The following is a 16,191-nucleotide window of genomic DNA, read 5'->3' as shown; positions in this document are numbered from 1 at the left end:
GCTAGATTCGCTGCATGGCCGACCCCGCGTCCCGATCCGTGACCCTCACCCCGACCGCCCGGAGGGGCGCCGAGCTGCTGCGCCTGCACCGTGATCCGGCGCTGCTGAGGGTCGTCAACGTCTGGGACGTCGTCAGCGCCACCACGGTCGCGGCGGTGGAGGGCACCCGCGCGCTGGCGACCGCGAGCCACTCGATCGCCGCCACGCTCGGCTACGAGGACGGCGAGCACATCCCGGTGGACCTGATGCTCGACATGGTGGGCCGCATCGTGCGGGCCACCGAGCTGCCGGTCACCGCCGACCTCGAGGGCGGGTACGGCGACCCGGCCGAGACCGTGCGGCGCGCCATCGGCCTGGGCGTGGTCGGTGCCAACATCGAGGACCAGCTCCGGCCGGTGGCCGAGGCCGCCGCCAACGTCGAGCGGATCATGCGGATGGCCGAGCAGGAGGGGGTCGACTTCGTGCTCAACGCCCGCACCGACGCCTTCTCCCTCGGGCGGAACCGCGAGCCGGCGGTGAACCTCGCGGACGCCGTCGAGCGCGGCCGCGCCTACCTCGACGCCGGTGCCCCGGTCGTCTTCGTCCCCGCGCGGCTGGACGAGGAGCAGGTCGGGGCGCTGGTCGACGCGTTCGGCCCGCAGCGGTTGACGATGATCGCCATCCCCGGCGTGCCGCCCCTGGCCAGGCTGGAGGAGCTCGGGGTGGCGCGGGTGTCCTACGGCCCGATGAGCCAGAACGTCGCGCTCACCGCCCTGCAGCACCTGGTCGAGGACGTGCACCGGGGTGGGGGCGTGCCGGAGACGATGCGCATCCTCAACTGACGTCGGGGGAGGCGCGGCCTCACAGCCGGGGCACGCGTACGACGAAGGTCGCGCCCGGACCGTCGTCCTCGGCCAGCTCGACGTCCCCGCCGATGCTGCGCGCCACCCGCCGGGCGATCCCGAGCCCGAGGCCGGTGCCGCCGCCGGGCCCGACCGTGCCGGGGGCGAACAATTGCTCGCGAACCGAGTCGTCCACGCCGGGGCCGTCGTCGTGCACGTGCAGCTCCACTGCGGAGGCGGACGCGACCGCGCGCAGCGAGATCGCCGACCGCGCGTGCCGGACGGCGTTCTCGATGACGGGGGAGAGGGCCCGGACCACGAGGTCACGCGGAGCGGCCAGCCGGACCGCCGGGTCCGGGACTGCCTCGGACCACCCGGTGCCCCCAACGCCCCCGTCCCCGGTGCCCCCAACGACCCCGCCCCCGGCGCCCCCGGCGCCCTCGGGGCCGGCGGGCACCAGCGGGCGCACGGCCTCCACGACGTCGCCGAGCCGGCAGGTGGCGGTGGGCTCGTCGCCGGCGCGCCGGGCCAGGTCGAGCAGCGTCGAGATGGTCTCGGCCATGACGCGCGAGGAGGCGGCGACCTGCTCGAGGTCGGCGCGGACCTCCTCGCTCAGCCCTCCGCGCAGCAGCGCGAGGTCCGCCGACCCCTGGATCGCGGCCAGGGGGGTGCGCAGCTCGTGGGCCAGCTCGGCGGTGAGCCGCTGCTCGGCGCGGATCGTCATCGCCACCCGCTCCAGCAGCCGGTCGAGCGTGGCCCCGAGCGAGGAGATCTCGTTGATGGGCGGGCCGAGGCCGAAGCGCCGGCCGAGGTCGTGCTCGCTCCAGTCGGTGGCCCGCTCGGCCATCTGCGCGACCGGCGCCAGCGCCCGGGCGGTGGCCCAGCGGGCGATCACGCCGACCGTCACGACCACCAGGGCGCCGACCACCAGGCTGGTCAGCAGGATGTAGAGCTCGGTCTCCTCGTAGGGGTGCCGGGACTCGCTGACCACCACGACCCCGTGCCGGCCGGACGAGGTGGTGAAGGGGCGGGCGTAGAGGCGGTACTGCTCCCCGATGTCCAGGCTGCGCGGCGAGGTGGCGTGCGACAGCTCGGCCATCTCGGCCGCGACCCGCCGCCACTCCGCCCCCGCGACCGGCCGGCCGTCCGCGTCGTACACCCGCGAGCCGGGGTCGAGGACCTCCTCGGGCACCACGAGCTGGGACCCGGAGGCGGCGTCGGCGCCGGCGATGACCGCGTCCGCGCGCTCGTGCAGCACCCGGTCGAGGTTGCCCTGGATCACCCGGTGCATGATCAGCTGCAGGCCCAGGGTCACCACCAGCATGCCCAGGGCGGTCAGCACCATGGTGGTCAGCACCATCTGGGACCGGAAGCTGGTGGCCAGCCAGCGGGGCGTCCTCACCGCAGCTGGAACCCGACACCGCGGACGGTGCGCAGCGTCACGGGCGCGTCGATCTCGCGCAGCTTGACCCGGATCCGGCGGATGTAGGAGTCGACGGTGTTCTCGCTGACCCGGGCGCCGTCCGGCCAGGCGGCGGAGACCACGGCCTGGCGGCGCACCACCTCACCGGGGCGGGAGGTGATGGCGGCGAGCATCCGGAACTCCGTGGGGCTGAGCAGCACCTCGGCGTCCGCGTGCCGCAGCGAGTGCCGGCCAGGGTCGAGCGTCAGCCCGGCGACCGGAGCCGGCGCGGGCCGCCCGCGGCGGGCGAGCGCCTCGACCCGGGCGAGCAGCTCCTTGACGTCGAACGGCTTGGGCAGGTAGTCGTCGGCGCCGGCGCTGAAGCCGGAGAGCCGGTCGTGGACGGCGCCGAGCGCGGTCAGGAACAGCACCGGCGCCGACTGGCCGGCCGACCGCAGCGCCTGGCAGACGTCACGGCCGTCCGCGTCGGGGAGGCCGATGTCCAGCACGATGGCGTCGAGGACAGCGTCGTTCCCGAACCGGCGCAGCGCCTCGGCGCCGGTGTGGGCGGTGACCACCGAGTGGCCGGTCAGCTCGAGGGCCTGCGTGACGACGCGCCGGATCGCCGGGTCGTCCTCGCAGAGCCCTACGGTCGCCACTGCTCTCCTCGTCGTGACCGCGCCGGGGCGCGGAGCCGGTCAGTCGCTGTCGCCGGACCCGCTGCTCGAGGCCTGGACCTGGCTGCCCCAGGCGGCGCGCGCGCCGCTGTCACCCACACGGTAGACCTGCACGCTGGTCGCCAGCGCCGCCACCACGGCGAGCACCGCGACGACCTTCAGCGCGGTGGCGGAGCTGCCGGCGGCCGAGCTGCCGGCGACCGAGGTGCCGGTGGCGGTGCCGGTGGCGGTGGCGATGGCGGCGCGGCGGTCCATCCAGACCAGGGCGGCCGCCAGCACGACCAGCGGGATCACGAACCAGATCAGCTGGTCGCCGAGCTCGGCGTGCTCGCCGGGATTGCCCACCCGCTTCTCGAGGGCCTCTCCGCTGCTGGTGGCAATCGGGATGAAGATCACCGACAGCACGCCGAGCCCGACCACGACCGGGCCGTAGTGGTGACGCCACCGAGGTCGTACGGCGAGGGCGATGGTGCCGAGCGCGGTGAGCGGCACGAGCACCACGACCGCGTGGACCACGAGCGTGTGGACGGGCAGACCGTTGATCAGGTCGAACACAGGGATCTCCTCCAAAGGGGGCAGTGCGACCATCGTTCCCGGCGCAACCTGCAAGCAACCTGACCGCGCTCCCGTCCCACGGGGGCATATCGCGTTGCGTGCACCACACCTGCACCGCGAGGGTGTCCCGGTGACCCACGAAGACCAGAACGGTCGGGCCGGCGATGCGGCCGCCCCGGACCCCGTTCCCGCCGCCACCCCCGCCACCAACCCCGCCACCGAGCCCGCCACCGACCCCGAGCCCGCCCCCGACCTCACGGAGCGGCTGCGTGCCGCGTCGCGCGCCTGCACGGTGATGGTGCCGTGGCACCGCCGGACCACGCCCGCGGAGATGCTCGCCTCGTGGGCCGCCGGCGCCGAGGAGCTCGGCCTCGACGAGTGGGACATGTACGCCGACGGCGGTGCCGTCACCCGGCTCGAGGAGCAGGTCGCGGAGCTGCTCGGCAAGCCCGCGGCCGTGTTCTTCGTCAGCGGCACCATGGCCCAGCAGGCGATGCTGCGGGTCTGGTGCGAGCGGCGGGGGTCGCACCGGGTCGCGCTCCCGGACCTCTCCCACCTGCTGCACCACGAGGCGGACGGCCCCCGGCTGCTGCACGACCTGCGCTTCGAGTGGCTCACCGAGGGCCGCCGCACCGCCACCGCGGCCGACCTGCGGGCGTTGCCCGCCGGGCTCGGGTCGGCGCTGGTGGAGCTGCCGCTGCGCGATGCCGGCTGCCTGCTCCCGGCCTGGGAGGAGCTCACCGAGCTGGGGCAGGCGGCCCGGGAGCTCGGCGTCCCGCTGCACGTCGACGGCGCCCGGGTCTGGGAGTCCCAGCCGTTCTACGGCCGCCCGCTGGCCGAGATCGCTGCGGTCTGCGACAGCATGTACGTCTCGTTCTACAAGGGGCTCGGTGGCCCCGCCGGCGCCGCGGTCGTGGGCGAGCAGGACGCGATGGACGAGCTGCGCGCCTGGCGGCAGCGGATGGGCGGTCGGCTGCACAAGATGACGCCGTACGCCGTGCCGGCGTTGCTCGGCCTGCGGGACCGGCTGCCGCGGATGGGGGAGTACGTCGCGTGGGCGCGCGCGTTCGCGGCCGAGCTGGTGGCCGCCGGGCTCCGGGTCAACCCCGAGCCGCCGCACACGAACACCTTCCAGGTCTTCGCCGAGGCCCCCCGCACCGCGGTCGAGGAGCGGTTGGCGGCGTTCATGGAGCGTGAGCGGATCCAGCCGTGCGGGTCCTGGGTCGACGCCGCGGTGCCCGGGGTGTCCACCTGCGAGTTCGCGGCGTACGACGCGGCGCTGGAGCACGACCCGAAGGTGGTGGCGCGCTGGTACGCCGAGCTCGCCGGGGTGTAGGCGGCCGAAGGCTTGCGCAATCCTTGAGCCGACGCCGCGGCGGACCTGAGGTGCGGGGCCCATCATGACCCCATGACCGCGGTGGTGACCTTCGATGAGGCTGCCCTCCGACGCATCTCCGACGAGGTCGACGACCGCCACTTCGTGTGGCTGTTCGCCCGCCGCTACCGCCAGCTGCTCATCGGCCGGGTGTCTCGGATCACCGCCGCGCTGCAGCGGCAGGACGAGGACGCCGCGCTGGACGCGGTGCTGAGCCTGAAGGTGACCTCGGCAACCGTCGGCGCCGGTGAGCTCGCCGCGCTGGCGGCCGGGCTGGAGGACGACGTACGCCGCAGCGACCTCGCCGCGGCCCGGCTCCGCGCCGGCCGGCTGTGGCCGGCGGCGCAGCGTGCGGACCGCGCGCTGGAGACCTACCTGGCCGGTTGACCGGGCGCCCGGATCAGTCGGCGGTCTCCATCCGGTAGCCGACGCCGCGCACGGTCCGGATCAGCCGGGGCGTGCCCGGGCCCTCGCCCAGCTTGCGGCGCAGGTTGCCGACGTGGACCTCGACCAGGTGGGTGTCGGTGGTCCACTCGGTGTCCCACACCGAGCGGAGCAGGGCCTCGCGGGTCCACACCCGGGCGGGCGTGCGCATCAGCTCGGTGAGCAGGTCGAACTCCGTGCGGGTCAGCGAGAGCTCCGCGTCGTCGAGGAAGGCGCGCCGCCCGTCCACGTCGACCCGGATCCGGCCGTGCTCGAGCACCTCGTGGCCGTTGTCGGCCGCCCCCTGCGCCGGGGACGGGCGCCGGGGCCGGCGGAACATCGCGTTGACGCGGGCGTTGAGCTCCCGCGGGCTGAACGGCTTGGCGAGGTAGTCGTCGGCGCCGGTCTCCAGCCCGATCAGCTTCTCCACCTCGTCGTCACGGGCGGTGATCATCACGACGTAGGCGTCGCTGATCTCGCGGATCCGGCGGCAGGCCTCGATCCCGTCGATGCCGGGCAGCCCGAGGTCGAGGGTGACCAGGTCGGGATCGTGCTCGCGGACCGCGTCGACGCCGGCGATGCCGGTGCCGACGCTGATCACGTCGAACCCCTGGGTGCTCAGGGTGAACTCGATCAGGGAACGCATGTCCTCGTCGTCCTCGACGACGAGCGCCATCCTGTCGTTCCCCGAGCCCACCCGCATGTGCCGAATGATGCCAGAGGAACGGGCACTTGCCCGGCGGTTGACCAACCGCGGCGCGCGCGATCCGGGGCGGGCTGGACCGCTGCCGGCCGGCGCCACCGCGGCCCGCTGTCGCGTCCGTGACCGGATGCGACATCCTGGAGGCATGGGCTCGGTGGGTCTCGTGCTGGGGGCCGGCGGCGTCGTCGGACAGGCCTACCACGCCGGCGTGCTCGCCGCGCTCGAGCACGACACCGGCTGGGACCCCCGCACCGCGGACGTCGTGGTGGGCACCTCGGCCGGGTCGATCACCGGCACCCTGCTCCGGGTCGGGGTCCCCGCCTCCGAGCTGGCTGCCTGGATCGTGCAGGCGCCGCTGTCCACGGAGGGGACCGTGCTCGAGCAGATGCTCGGCACCGAGATCCCCGTGTTCGAGCCGTTCCGGCTGCTGCCGCTGCTGCGCCGCCTGCCCGATCCGCCCGGCCGCGCGATGGTGCAGCGCGCGCTGATCCGGCCCTGGAGCTTCCGCCCGTTGACGGCGGCGATGGCGCTGCTGGCGCCGGGCCGGCTCGACATCGCCGAGCGGCTCTCGATGCTCCGCGAGGTGGAGGGGCACGAGTGGCCCGAGGAGGACCTGTGGATCTGTGCGGTGCGCCGCCGCGACGGCCGCCGCGTGGTCTTCGGCCGGGTGGGCAGCCCGAAGGTGCCCCTGCACCTGGCCATCGCCGCGTCCTGCGCGGTGCCCGGCTACTTCGCGCCGGTGCGCATCCGCGAGCACACCTATGTCGACGGCGGTGCGCACTCGCCGACCAACGCCGCGATCCTGCGGGAACGCCAGCTCGACCTGGTGATCGTGGTCTCGCCGATGTCCGGGCCCGCGGGGGTCCTCACCGACCTGTACGGCGTGTCCCGCGGCCACGCCGCCCGGGTGGCTCGCCGCGAGGTGCGGGCGTTGCGCGAGGCGGGCAGTCAGGTCGTGGTGTTCCGGCCCGGGCGGGCCGAGCTCGCGGCGATGGGCAACGACTTCATGGCCCGCGACCGGGTCGCGGAGATCGTCCGGGAGTCCTTCCTCGGCGCCGGCGCCTACGCGGCGGGTCCGGAGGTGCGCGAGATCCTCCAGTCGTCGGGGCTGCGGCGACCTCGGTGACCTCGAGGGCCTGATGACTTCGGGAACCGCTGTGACCGGAACGACCACCCGGTCCGGAGTCAGTCCGTCGAGGCCGGCGGCTCGGTGAGCACCCGCAGCGCCAGGTCGGTGGTGGGGCCGACCCCGAGGAAGTCCACGACCCGGGTGACCCGGTCACGGTCGAGAGGGAGCAGTCCCGGCGAGCCCGGGACGTCCGGCGTCAGGCCCAGGTCGAGGTCGGTCCGGCCCGACATCAGCGCGTGGTTGAACAGGTAGCGCTCGCGGGCGCCCGGCGCGACCAGGCTCCGGCGCACCCGGGCGCCCAGGCGGCGTACGCCGGTCTCCTCGCACCACGAGTCGAGCGCCGCCACGAGCGTGGCGCCGTCGCAGTGCTCGATGTCGGCCCAGACGGCCTGCATCGAGCCCATCTGCGCGAGCAGGACCGCCGCGGTCTTCTCGCCGATCCCGCTGACGCCGGGGAGGTTGTCGCTGGGGTCCCCGCGCAGCGCCGCGAACTCCAGGTAGTTCTCCGCAGCGACCCCGTAGAGCGTCTGGAGCCGGCCGGGGTCGAGCACGGGGGAGCCGCCGATGCCGCCGTCGATGACGCGGAGCACCCGGGTGTGGTCGCTGATGTGGGCGAACGAGTCGCGGTCGGAGGTCACGATCACGCAGTCCCATCCGGACCGGACCGCCCAGGCCGCGGCCGAGGCGTTGACGTCGTCGGCTTCGAGCCCGTCCGGGGTCACGGTGCGGAAGCCCAACGCCTCGAGCAGGGTGGCGGCACGCTCCAGCTGGTCGACCAGCGTGGGGTCCTTGGGGGCGCGCCCCGCCTTGTAGGCGGGGTAGTCCCGCTCCCGCACCGAGGCCACGCGGTCGTCCAGCCCGAAGACCAGGGCGTCGGGGGCGAACCGGTCGACGGCCTCGAGGATCTGGCGCAGCATCCCGTGCAGCGCCCAGGCCGGCCGGCCGTGCCGGTCGCGCAGGTCGGTCGCGGCCCGCGCGTGGTGGTTGCGGTGCAGCAGTGAGGGCGCGTCCACCGCCAGCAGCAGCCGGCGCTCGGCAGCCTCGGCGGTGGGCTGGGCAGCCGGGCGAGCGGCGGGACGAACGGTGGGGTGCGCGGTGGGTTGCGCGGCGGTGTTCGACATGGCGGAGCCCCACCCTAGTGGCCGTCGCCCGGGGCCGCCTCGGACCGCCGGGGCCCCTTCGTCCGGATATCGACGATGGTTGGCGCAGATCCGACTCCCGGGCCCGTCGTGGCAGAAATACGATGAGCGTCGTGATTCAGCCATCCACGACCCCCTCGCTCGGCCGGGCCCGCGGCGTCGCCCTCTATCTCGCCTCACTGCTCGGTGCCGGGCTGCTCGTGATGCCCGCGCTGACCTACCGCGCCGCCGGCCCCGCGTCGCTGCTGGCATGGGTGCTGCTGCTCGCGCTCTCCCCGCTGGTGGCGTTCACCTTCGCCGAGCTCGGCGCCCGGCGGGCCGACTCGGGAGGGGTGGCCACCTACGTCGGTGACGCGTTCGGCGATCGCGGTGCGGCCACCGTCGGGTTCTGGTTCGTGCTCGCGCTCCCGCTCGGGGCGCCGGCGACCGCCGTGGTGGGCGGTGGCTACGTCGCCGAGGCGCTCGGGCTCGGCCCCGGTGGCCGGTACGCCGCCGCGGCGGTGCTGCTGCTCGCGGCGATCGGGTCGGCGCTGGCCGGGGTGCGGGTGGCCGGGGGCGTGCAGCTCGCCCTGGTGGCGGCCCTCGCGCTGGTCCTGGTCATCGCCTCGGTCGGTGCCCTGCCCCAGGCGCACCCGGCCAACCTGACGCCGTTCTCCGTGCACGGCGTCGGCGGGATCGCTGCGGCGGTCGGGGTCCTCTTCTTCTCCTTCGCCGGGTGGGAGGCGGTGGCGCCGCTGACCCAGGAGTTCGGCGACCCGCGACGGGACGTCCGGCTCGTCACGATCGCGACGCTGGCGATCGTGACGGTGCTGTACCTGCTGGTCGCGGTCACCAGCGTGCTGGTGCTCGGGCCGGGCCTGGCCGGGAGCACGACCCCGGTGCAGCAGTTGCTGGCCCTGCGGTTCGGCGCGGGCTCGTCGGCGGTCACGGCGGCCCTGGCGGCCGCGCTGACCTACGGCGCGATGACGTCGTACCTGACCGGTGCGTCGCGGATGGCCGCCGCGCTGGCCCGGGACGGCTGGCTGCCCGCGGGCCTGAGCCGGGGCCACGAGCGTGGCGGCACGCCTCGTCGGGCCGCGGCCGTGATCGGGGTCGCCTGCGTCGTGGTGCTGACCGCGGTGTCCGGGCTCGGTATGCCGCTGCGCGAGCTGATGGCGCTGCCGTCGGCCATGTTCATCACGGTGACCGCGGCCGGGCTCTGGGCCGGCGCACGGCTGCTCACCGGCGGGGGACGGCTGCTCGCCACGGCGGCCGCGGTGGTGCTGTCCCTGGTGCTGCTGGGCTGCGGTGCGGCGGCGCTCTACCCGCTGGCGGTCGCGGTCCTGCCGGCGCTGTCCCGGCGGCGGGTCGGGTCGCGCCGGGCGGTCGAGGTCGCCCCGGAGCCGGTCGGGTGCGGGCCGGCGGGCGAGGCCACCGTCGGGGTCTGAGCCGGCGTCCGGCCGCCGCTCCGGGGGACGCATTCGCAGCCCGGGAGCGCTCGGCGGGGAGCGAGTGCCCGAGGTCACAGGGGCGCGTCGGGCGGAAGCGTCACCGGCACCTGCCCGTGAGCCGGATAATCGGGTCATCGCCCGAGCACGTACGAGTCGGCGCCCAGCACCACCTGGTGTCGACGACGAGGACACGCCCGGCACTCGGCCCCTCCTGCGTAGAAAGACCCACGCCCGTGTCCCCGCTCGTGCTCCTCGGGAGCCTCGGAACGCTGCTGTCCACCGTCGCGATCGTCCCCCATCTCCTCCTTGCGGTGCGGATGAGGAAGCCGTCGGGCTCCCCCTTCGCCTGGTCGCTGGGAGCGGTCTGTTCGGCGGTGTGGTTCGCCTACGGCCTGGTGGACGGGGACTTCCTGGTCGCCGCGCCCGGCCTGGTGACGATCCCGGTCGGGCTGCTGCTGGCGGCGTGGTCCCACCGGGAGCAGGAGGCGCCCGCCGCGCTCCCCGCGATGGTGGTGCTGCCCCCGTGGGAGCCGCCGCTGGACGTGGTCCGCGCCGGCGACACGATCGAGATGCCGCGCGTCGTCGCCTGAGCGCGGACCTCCCTGCGCCCGCACCCTGCCTCGGCTCGGACTCTGCCTCGGCGCCGGCTGGGTGCGCCGCGAAACGGCAAGGCTGAGGCGCCGGTCACGGTCCGTCCGCCGAGGCATCGAGCGGCGCCGGAGCGGGAACGACTCAGGTCGTGGAGCGCATCAGTCCGCCCCGAGGGGGCGTCCGGCCGGTCGTCGACGTGCTCGTCCTGCTCGACGTGCTGGCGGAGGACGGCTCCGAGCCGCCGGTGCAGCCGGCGACCCTGGCCGGCCTGCTCGACGACCGGTTCCCCGCCGGCCGGTGGGCGGTGCACGTCGGGCACGTCGCCGCCGGGCAGCAGGACCGGGAGCCGCGGTCCCAGCGTGCCTCGGAGGCGATGGCGGGGGCCCGGCGAGCGCTGTTGCGCGCGGACGCGGACGTCGTCCTGCTGGTCACCGATCGTCCGCTGACCCTGCACGGGCGGGAGGTGCGCGCACACACCAGCCCGGTCCAGCGGTGCGCGGTCCTCTCGGTGGCGCCGCCCCGGCCGTCGGCGCCGGGTCCGGGCGCGGGACCCGCGCGCGAGCTGGTCTCGCTGGTCGGCGAGCTGCTCGACCTGGACGGTGACGAGGGGGACCGGCCGGTGCTGGAGTCGCTGGCCGAGGACGACGTACCCCAGCAGGCCGGCGCCGCCGACGACGGCAACGGGCGCGGGGAGGGCGGCCGTCGTGGGCCCAACCTCCTGAGCGAGACCCGGCAGCTGCTCGGCCAGGTCGCCGCGAGCCGGCCATGGCTGATGACGCTGCACCTCTCGCGGAGCCTGGTGGGGGCGTCCGCGGCCGCGTTCCTGGCGATCGTGACCCCGGACTTCTGGATGCTGGCGGACCGGTTGAGCGCCACCAGGCTGGTCCTGATCCCGGCGCTGGTCCTGGTGGTCGGCGTGGCGGTGCTGGTGGTCGGTGGCGATCTCCGCGAGCGCCCCGGCCCCGGGCGATCCCGGCGCAGCGTGCGGCAGCACAACGCGGCGGTCTGGCTGGGTGTCGGGCTCGGGGTGCTGACGCTGTTCGCGGTGCTGGTGCTGGCCAGCCTCGCGATCACGCTGGTGGTGCTGCCCGGGTCGCTCGTCTCGGGGGCGATCGGCCACCATGCGGGGTGGGCGACGATGACCAGGATCGGCGTCGTGACCGCGATCGTGTCGCTGGTGGGCTCGGTCTTCGGCGCCGGGCTCGAGGACGACGAGGACGTCCAGGAGGCGACCTTCACCGGCTCCGACGACGTCCGGTTCGCCGAGGACCAGCCGGAGCCGGCCGTGCCCGGGGCGCCCCTCCCACGGCGCGCCCCGCGAGCCCCCTGACCCGCGGGCTCCGAGAGCGCCACGACCCGTGGTGGCGGCCCGAGCCGTGGTCGGGGGTCAGTGCCTCAGGACGGTCAGGACGGGCCGGGCCGCCGGTCCGCGGCCGCGAGCAGGGACTCGACCTCCGCCACGGTCCGCGCGGGCCGGTCCGGCCCGGTCGGACCGGAGGTCAACAGCTCGATCAGCGAGCCGGCCAGGTCGTGGACCCTGCGGTTGGTGTGGTTGGAGATCGCCCGCAGCACCGTGAAGGCCTCCTCGGGATCGAGACCGTAGCGCGCCATCAGGCAGCCCTTGGCCTGGTCGATGACGCCGCGGGTCGCCGTCGCCCCTTCGACGGCCGCGGCGGTGGCCTGCCGGGTGTCGTGCGCCAGCTGCCGGGTCACGTCGGCCACCGTGCCGCGGACCGAGCGCACCTCGCCAGAGGGGTCGTGCTGGGGGAAGCCGAACGCGACCACGGTGCGCTGGTGCTGCTGGGCGTCGATGATGCGGTGGCGGCAGACGAAGGCCCGGCCCTCGCGGAGCGCGGCGCCGAAGACGGTCCGCACCGAGGCCACGTCGTCGGGGTGCTTGTGGCGCAGGAGCAGGTCGGTGGTGGGCATGATCTCGCCGGGCTCGAAGCCGTGCAGCCGGAACATGGCGTCAGACCAGTCCCACCGGTCCTCGCGGGCCCAGTAGACGTAGGACGCGGTGGGCATGCGCGTGTGCTCGTCCACAGGTGGCGGGGCAGGCGTGGCGAGCTGCCCTCGAGGCTGTCGCGTGGTTATGGCACCGGGCGCCTACCCGCCTCCGACGGCCGGGAAACGCCGGAGCAGACCGGCGAAGGTCCCCTCTTGCCGAGACCTTCGGGGGATGAGCGGCCGACGGCCGGCCGAGCGCGGCCCGGGCGGATCCGACCTGCTCCGGGTGCCCGCGCCCCCGGCCGCCGACCGCGTGCTCTACATTCCCCTCGTGAGTGCGCAGGCCCCTTCCGCCGTCATCCTGATCCGGGCGGAACGATTCATCCCCAACCCCGCCACGGCCGCCGACAACGCCTTCCAGCGGGACGTCCCGACCGGTCAGTCGGAGGAGGCGACCTCGGCCAATGCGGTGGCCGAGATGGACGCCGTCGCGCAGGCGCTGCGGGACGCCGGCGTCCGGGTCCACGTCTTCGACGACGAGGACCACACCCGGCCCGACAGCGTGTTCCCGAACAACTGGATCTCCACCCATGCCGGCGGCATGGTGGCCGTCTACCCGATGTACGCCTCCAACCGGCGCCACGAGCGCCGCTCGGACGTGTTGGAGATGCTGAAGTCGCAGTACCGCGTGCAGACGATCGTCGACTACTCCGGGCTCGAGCCCGACGGCATCTTCCTCGAGGGCACCGGCGCGATGGTGCTCGACCACGTGTCGCGGGTCGCCTACACCGCGGTCAGCCACCGCGCGGACACCCACGTCCTGGAGCGGTTCTGCGCCGACTTCAACTACGAGCCGATGGCCTTCGAAGCCGTGGACTCCGCGGGCGTGCCGGTCTACCACACCAACGTCCTGGCCTGCGTCGGCACCGATGTCGCGCTGATCGCGCTCGAGATGATCCCGGACGAGGTACGGCGCGAGCAGGTCCGCGAGCGGCTCACGGTCAACGGCCGCACGGTCGTGGAGCTCACCGAGCAGCAGGTCCGCGAGTTCGCCGGCAACGCCGTGGAGCTCTGTGGCCGCACGCCCGAGGGTCGGCGTCGCTACCTGATGGCGATGTCCGCCCGGGCGCGGCGCAGCCTGCGGCCCGAGCAGGTCGCGGCGATCGAGGAGTCCTGCGAGATCATCTCCGTGGACATCCCCACCATCGAGCTGGCCGGCGGATCGGTGCGGTGCATGATCGCCGGCGTCCACCTCGACCGGCGCCGCGGCGTCGAGCTGGAGCCCACCCCGGCGGTCGAGGCGATCGACGAGGACCCGCACACGCGCGACGGGCAGGACCTCGCGATGGCCGAGGCCACCGACTGACCCCCGGGCCCACGGCGGGACCCTGCACCCGTCGCGCGTGGGCGCGGCGCCGGCGCGGACGGGAAGCCCCCGCCTGTACGCCGGCTCAGCTGCCGAGGAAGTCCTCGATCGCCCGCCAGTAGGCGGGGTCCTCCGCCAGGTCGGCGTGGCCCGCCCCGGGCAGCACGACGACCCGCGGATCGCCGGGAAGGGCGCGGAGCAGCCGCTCGGTCCGGGCCGGGCGCACGAGCTGGTCGCGCCCCGCGCGGACCACGAGGAGGTCCGACCGCAGCCGGCCGGCCACCGCGGCCGAATCCCACCGGTCCCGGATGAGTCGGTGGACGGGCAGCCGCGGGAACAGGTCCGCCGCGGTCGCGGCCAGGCTGTCGAACGGCGTCACCAGGACCACGCGTCCGACGGGCCGCCGGACGGCGACCTGCACGGCGACCCCGCTGCCGAGGCTGCGGCCGATGACGTCGACCGGCGCGTCGCGGTGCCGGCGCCCGACGTGGTCCACCAGCGCGAGCGCATCGTCGGTCAGGGCGCGCTGGCTGGGCCGGCCGCCGCTCGCGCCGTACCCCCGATAGGCGATCAGGTAGCTCGTGTGCCCGGGGAACCGCCGTTCCAGCTCGGGTCGCAGGTGGTCCAGCGGCTCGCCGTTCCCGCCGAAGTAGACCAACGACCGCTCCCGGCCCGGGTTGACCACCCAGCCGCGCAGCTGCGCGCCGTCGGCCGCGAGGGCGTACGACGTGGACGCGACGGGGACCCGCGTCCCCTTCGCGGGGTAGATCAGGCGGCGGGTCACGGGAGCGAGCAGCGCGGCGAGCACGCCCTGCACCCTAGGAGACCACGCCGACGAGCCCGGGGTGCCCCTGTGTCCGACGGACCGCGGCACGCCGGGCCTATGCTCCCGGTGTGGATGTGGGTCGAGGCCACCGAGCCCTCTCGGCCATCGCCCGGGCGATGGAGGCCGCGGAGGCTGTCTCGCCGGTCGAGGCCGTCGAGGCGGTCACCCGCGAGATCGGCCTGGCCTTGGACGCGACCCGCGTGTCCTTCCTCGTCGCGGACCTCTCCGGCCGGGCGCTGGTCCGGCTGGCCCACGTCCGGCTGGACACCGCCGACGGAACGACCGGGCCGCCGCTGGGACCGGCAGAGCGGCGCGCCGTCGAGGAGTCGGCGACCGTGCTTCCGTTCGACGGGGGGCCCGCCGAGCAGGCGATCCGTTCGCAGCAGGTGAAGGTGCTCCCTCCCGACGCCCGGCACGGGCGGTCCGACGGCGCCGGGCAGTGGCGGCTGCTGGCCCCGGTGACCCAGCGCGGCGAGGCCATCGGCCTGCTCGAGTTCCTCCTTCCCGAGGAGCCGGACCACGACACGGTGGAGGAGATCGCCCGGCTCGCCCACTTCCTGGCCTTCGTGATCATCGCCAACCGGCGGCACACCGACCTCTACGAGTGGGGGCAGCGCACCCGACCGCTGAACCTGTCGGCGGAGATCCAGCACCGGCTGCTCCCCGGGCCGCAGACCTGCGAGGCCGGCGCCTTCACGCTCGCGGGATGGCTGGAGCCGGCCGCCGGGATCGCGGGGGACACGTTCGACTTCAGCGTCGCGCGCGACACCCTCCACCTGTCGCTGACCGACGCCATGGGCCACGGGGTGGGCGCCGCCCTGGCCGCCACCTTGTGCGTGGGCAGCCTGCGCAACGCGCGCAGCGAGGGTGCCTCCCTGCTCGAGCAGGTCGGCTCGACGAACCGGGCGTTGTTCGAGCACGCCGCCGACTACGGGCTCGAGGACTTCGTCACCGGCCTGATCGGGCGTATCGACCTGCGCACCGGCTCGATGGATCTCGTCAACGCCGCCCACGTGGCGCCGTACCTGGCTCGCGGCGACGATGTCAGCACGCTCAGCCTGCCCGTGGACCTCCCCATCGGCCTGTTCGCCGACACCACCTATCGCGCCAGTCGGGCCACCCTGCTGCCGGGGGACCGGATCGTGTTCGTGACCGACGGCATGCTCGAGCGCAATGCCGACGACGTCGACCTCCCGACCGAGATCCTGGCCACCCGGTCCCTGCACCCGAGGGAGGCCGTGCGGAGCCTGGCCGACCGCGTGCTGGAGGCCACCGCGCACGCGCTCAGCGACGACGCGACCGTGCTGTGCCTGGACTGGCACGGTCGTCACGGGCGCGACCGCGGGAGCGTCCACGGGGCGGAGCCGCTCCGGGTGAGCCGACCGCTGGGGTGACCGTGGCGAGCGCTCGCCGCTGCGCCCGGGGCGGCTCGCCCGCGGGTAGGGTCCTCCCGTGAGCGACGACTGGCGGGCCGGGACCGTGGAGAGGCTGCGCGCCCTGATCCTCGCCGCCGAGCCCGAGATGGTGGAGGAGGTCAAGTGGCGCAAGGCGTCCAACCCCGACGGGGTGCCGACGTTCTCCTGCGCCGGGCTGGTCTGCACCCTGGAGACCTACCAGGACAAGGTGAAGGCCACCTTCGCCCGGGGCGCCTCCCTGGCGGATCCGTCCGGGCTGTTCAACGCCAGCCTCGGGGCCGGCACGCGGCGGGCCATCGACGTGCACGAGCACGACCTGCCCGACGAGGACGCGTTCGTCGCCCTGGTCCGTGAGGCGGTCGCCCGCAACCGGTCCTGAGGCGCAGCCCCCC

At 74.8% G+C, this 16,191-nt stretch carries 17 protein-coding genes; 10 read left to right on the top strand and 7 right to left on the bottom strand.

The window, feature by feature from the left end; genetic code table 11:
* The first annotated feature begins 14 nt into the window (after positions 1-14).
* Positions 15-821 carry an isocitrate lyase/PEP mutase family protein gene (locus BJZ21_RS11690; RefSeq protein WP_179663908.1) on the top strand — a complete coding sequence of 269 codons (807 nt, stop codon included), beginning with the start codon at positions 15-17 and terminating at the stop codon, positions 819-821.
* 19 nt (positions 822-840) lie between these two features.
* On the opposite strand, the gene BJZ21_RS21760 is transcribed toward BJZ21_RS11690, so the two are convergent.
* Genes BJZ21_RS21760 through BJZ21_RS11675 form a run of 3 tightly spaced genes read right to left on the bottom strand, consistent with a single transcriptional unit; the run spans position 841 to position 3,455 of the window.
* Positions 841-2,223: an ATP-binding protein gene (locus tag BJZ21_RS21760; protein ID WP_179663907.1), complete on the bottom strand. Its 1,383-nt coding sequence runs from the start codon at positions 2,221-2,223 to the stop codon at positions 841-843.
* Entirely contained in the window at positions 2,220-2,882 is a 663-nt protein-coding gene (locus BJZ21_RS21755; protein WP_179663906.1) for a response regulator, read from the bottom strand. Before BJZ21_RS21755 ends, BJZ21_RS21760 begins: the two co-directional genes overlap by 4 nt.
* A 39-nt stretch (positions 2,883-2,921) precedes the next feature.
* Entirely contained in the window at positions 2,922-3,455 is a 534-nt protein-coding gene (locus BJZ21_RS11675; protein WP_179663905.1) for a DUF2231 domain-containing protein, read from the bottom strand.
* Between the two features lie 130 nt (positions 3,456-3,585).
* Between BJZ21_RS11675 and BJZ21_RS11670 the strand changes: the two genes are divergently transcribed.
* A complete protein-coding gene (locus tag BJZ21_RS11670) occupies positions 3,586-4,791 on the top strand; it encodes a beta-eliminating lyase-related protein (RefSeq protein ID WP_179663904.1) in 1,206 nt (401 codons plus the stop codon).
* A 72-nt stretch (positions 4,792-4,863) separates the two neighbouring features.
* The gene (locus BJZ21_RS11665; protein ID WP_179663903.1) at positions 4,864-5,217 is read left to right on the top strand and encodes an Hpt domain-containing protein; all 354 of its coding nucleotides are present in this window, start codon (positions 4,864-4,866) and stop codon (positions 5,215-5,217) included.
* Positions 5,218-5,230: 13 nt separating this feature from the next.
* Here the strand turns inward: BJZ21_RS11665 and BJZ21_RS11660 are convergent, their stop codons facing one another.
* Entirely contained in the window at positions 5,231-5,956 is a 726-nt protein-coding gene (locus BJZ21_RS11660) for a response regulator transcription factor (protein ID WP_179663902.1), read from the bottom strand.
* A 145-nt stretch (positions 5,957-6,101) separates the two neighbouring features.
* Between BJZ21_RS11660 and BJZ21_RS11655 the strand changes: the two genes are divergently transcribed.
* Entirely contained in the window at positions 6,102-7,082 is a 981-nt protein-coding gene (locus BJZ21_RS11655) for a patatin-like phospholipase family protein (RefSeq protein WP_179663901.1), read from the top strand.
* A 59-nt stretch (positions 7,083-7,141) separates the two neighbouring features.
* On the opposite strand, the gene BJZ21_RS11650 is transcribed toward BJZ21_RS11655, so the two are convergent.
* Complete coding sequence (locus BJZ21_RS11650; protein WP_179663900.1) at positions 7,142-8,206, bottom strand: 5'-3' exonuclease H3TH domain-containing protein; 1,065 nt, start codon at positions 8,204-8,206, stop codon at positions 7,142-7,144.
* Between the two features lie 131 nt (positions 8,207-8,337).
* On the opposite strand from BJZ21_RS11650, the gene BJZ21_RS11645 reads away from it, so the two are divergent.
* From BJZ21_RS11645 to BJZ21_RS11635, 3 genes are all read left to right on the top strand, one after another.
* Entirely contained in the window at positions 8,338-9,651 is a 1,314-nt protein-coding gene (locus BJZ21_RS11645) for an amino acid permease (RefSeq protein ID WP_179663899.1), read from the top strand.
* A 236-nt stretch (positions 9,652-9,887) separates the two neighbouring features.
* Positions 9,888-10,244 (top strand): hypothetical protein, encoded by a 357-nt coding sequence (locus tag BJZ21_RS11640; protein WP_179663898.1) that lies wholly within the window; start codon positions 9,888-9,890, stop codon positions 10,242-10,244.
* Between the two features lie 149 nt (positions 10,245-10,393).
* Positions 10,394-11,575 carry a hypothetical protein gene (locus BJZ21_RS11635; RefSeq protein WP_179663897.1) on the top strand — a complete coding sequence of 394 codons (1,182 nt, stop codon included), beginning with the start codon at positions 10,394-10,396 and terminating at the stop codon, positions 11,573-11,575.
* Between the two features lie 74 nt (positions 11,576-11,649).
* Here BJZ21_RS11635 and BJZ21_RS11630 read toward each other — a convergent pair whose 3' ends face one another.
* Positions 11,650-12,270: a PAS and ANTAR domain-containing protein gene (locus tag BJZ21_RS11630; protein ID WP_179663896.1), complete on the bottom strand. Its 621-nt coding sequence runs from the start codon at positions 12,268-12,270 to the stop codon at positions 11,650-11,652.
* A gap of 253 nt (positions 12,271-12,523) precedes the next feature.
* Here BJZ21_RS11630 and ctlX point away from each other — a divergent pair, with 253 nt between their 5' ends.
* Complete coding sequence (gene ctlX, locus BJZ21_RS11625) at positions 12,524-13,558, top strand: citrulline utilization hydrolase CtlX (protein ID WP_179663895.1); 1,035 nt, start codon at positions 12,524-12,526, stop codon at positions 13,556-13,558.
* Between the two features lie 85 nt (positions 13,559-13,643).
* Here the strand turns inward: ctlX and BJZ21_RS11620 are convergent, their stop codons facing one another.
* Entirely contained in the window at positions 13,644-14,366 is a 723-nt protein-coding gene (locus BJZ21_RS11620) for a serine aminopeptidase domain-containing protein (protein ID WP_218851454.1), read from the bottom strand.
* Positions 14,367-14,452: 86 nt separating this feature from the next.
* On the opposite strand from BJZ21_RS11620, the gene BJZ21_RS21400 reads away from it, so the two are divergent.
* Entirely contained in the window at positions 14,453-15,778 is a 1,326-nt protein-coding gene (locus BJZ21_RS21400) for a SpoIIE family protein phosphatase (RefSeq protein WP_218851453.1), read from the top strand.
* 58 nt (positions 15,779-15,836) lie between these two features.
* Positions 15,837-16,178 (top strand): DUF1801 domain-containing protein, encoded by a 342-nt coding sequence (locus BJZ21_RS11610; protein WP_179663893.1) that lies wholly within the window; start codon positions 15,837-15,839, stop codon positions 16,176-16,178.
* The last annotated feature ends 13 nt before the right edge of the window (positions 16,179-16,191 follow it).

Origin of the sequence: Nocardioides panaciterrulae (genome assembly GCF_013409645.1) — a bacterium.
In the GTDB taxonomy this organism is placed as follows: domain Bacteria; phylum Actinomycetota; class Actinomycetes; order Propionibacteriales; family Nocardioidaceae; genus Nocardioides; species Nocardioides panaciterrulae.
The sequence above is the reverse complement of the archived record's forward strand: the minus strand, read 5'-3'. Positions and strand labels throughout refer to the sequence as shown.